The sequence below is a fragment of the Microcystis sp. LEGE 08355 genome (assembly GCF_015207185.1).
Taxonomy (GTDB): domain Bacteria; phylum Cyanobacteriota; class Cyanobacteriia; order Cyanobacteriales; family Microcystaceae; genus Microcystis; species Microcystis panniformis.
The window spans coordinates 1-1,931 of sequence record NZ_JADEXI010000751.1 but is presented as its reverse complement, the minus strand read 5'-3'; the positions used below and the strand labels follow the sequence as shown (position 1 = coordinate 1,931).

Annotated in this window: 1 protein-coding gene; it reads right to left on the bottom strand. The window is 45.0% G+C overall.

Annotation, left to right across the window (positions count from 1 at the left end; translation table 11 throughout):
* Nucleotides 1-251 precede the first annotated feature (251 nt).
* A complete protein-coding gene (locus IQ242_RS23675; RefSeq protein ID WP_193961635.1) occupies nucleotides 252-1,850 on the bottom strand; it encodes a SpoIID/LytB domain-containing protein in 1,599 nt (532 codons plus the stop codon).
* Nucleotides 1,851-1,931: the final 81 nt, after the last annotated feature.

Here is a 1,931-nt window from a genome sequence, read left to right as displayed (position 1 = left end):
AAGACAAACATTTTACGCACGGGTTACTTAGATAAAATCAGTATAGCACAATAAAAGTTAAGTTAACAAGCTATAGTTTAAAAAGCCGTCCTAAAAGGACGGGGCTTTAACCCAAAATTTCGGTAAATTTTAGTCAAACATTTGATTTACTTAGTTTCTAATCCTCTTTTTAGGTAGGAGAATTGTCAGAGCCTTTCTCTTGCCTATTGCCTATTGCCTATTGCCTTCAGAAACTGATAACTGATAACTGATTAATTTCCTCGCCAAAAGATAATCGAATTATTGAGAGGTTGGATGGTGGTGCCGGGATAATAGAAAGCGAGAATTTGTTCGGGAGACCAACCCAAACGGGCTAAATTATAGGAACCAAATTGACTTAATCCTACCCCGTGGCCGAAACCGCCACCAATAAAGTTATAACCCTGGATCTGTCGATTGGTATCGTAGATAGGATCGATGTAGAATAGGGTACTGCGAGGCGGTCCAAAAGCGCTACGCACCTCATTTTTATAGAGTTCCAAAATCCCCTTATCGGTTTGAATGGTCATAGTCAGAATCCGACCAGAAGGAGAGCGCTTAGTCACTTCCATCCATTGGATTTTCTGGAAGTCGGCGAGGGGATGTTTGCGCCGTGTTAGATAGGTTTCTAGGTCTTGACTCAAATCGGCTAAAGAAGCTTGTTTTTGCCAGCGAAAAACCCGTCGGCCTGTCTCATTGAAACCATCTTTAAGATTAATAAACTGGCGAAAAGTTGTCTCATTAGCGAGGGATTGTTTCGACAGATCCCAAACTCGATTAGGGGAGTCCACCACTGCGCGGAGATAAGGTCTTTCTTCCCCATCCCAAACATCACTAAAGAGGGCAGTTACTCCGCCGGTGGTGGAGGAATAAAGGGCATCCACTAACTCATTTTGGTAGGTTAAAACCAGTCCTTGAGTGGATGCGATCGCTTGATCAGCCCGGGGATTAGTTCCCGTCAATCCATAATAAACTTGACAATGGGTATCGGCACAGAGTTCGTAATTATCGGCTTGAAAACGGCGGAGATTGCGGAGGGCGTAGGTGCGGGCGATAATAGTTTGCGCCTGGGTGGCACTTTCTGGGGCATCATGACCGATTTCGTGGGGTACAACCCCACGCAGGTAGGTTTCGAGGGGAACGTTATTAACTAGGGTAAAAGTGCCGTAGGCGTTGGGCTGTAGGCGCATAGTCCCACCGTACAAACGTACCTGATCGGGGCTATGGGTCACTTGAATCAGGTTTTTTTGGCTCTCGATTTCCAATTCTTTGGGAAAATAGCGCACCCCGTTGATTTGGAAAGAAACTTGCGGCTTTTCTTTGAGTAAAACACTATTAATATAGGGTTGATTGTAGCCTTTGGCTTGCAAACTGGTCAGCAACCAACGCCGCACTAGGGGATTTTCATAAACTTCTCGCTTTGCCCAAACCTGCCAGCGTCCGGGTTGGGTAATTTCCACTTTAATGCCCATTTTTGCCCAATTTTTGGCGCTATTTTCGGCGGTTTCAAAGGTGGCGTGGTCGCTCAAAATGACTTTTTCTTGGAGGATGGGAGAAGCGAGGGGACGGGGAATAACTTCTAATTGTAGGCGATTGGTTTGCAGGGTTTGGGATTGGCCATCTTCTCCCACCATGCGGAGGGTGAGATTATCACCACTGGTACTACTGAGGGTTAATTTTTCCTTGGCTTCATCGCCAAAACGTTGGACAATGCCCACTCTCAGAAGGACATCCTTGGCTATAGCGGCAGGAATTAGGGTTAAACTGAGCAAGATCGCCGCAGTTATGGAACCGATGCTAATTATTGGTTTTTTTTCCTTGATTTTTAGCATAAAGTCAAGTATCTGTTAATAAGTTTTCATAAAAGTTGACGATATTCAGAAATTATAGCAGCAAGCCGTTAGGGGTTAGGA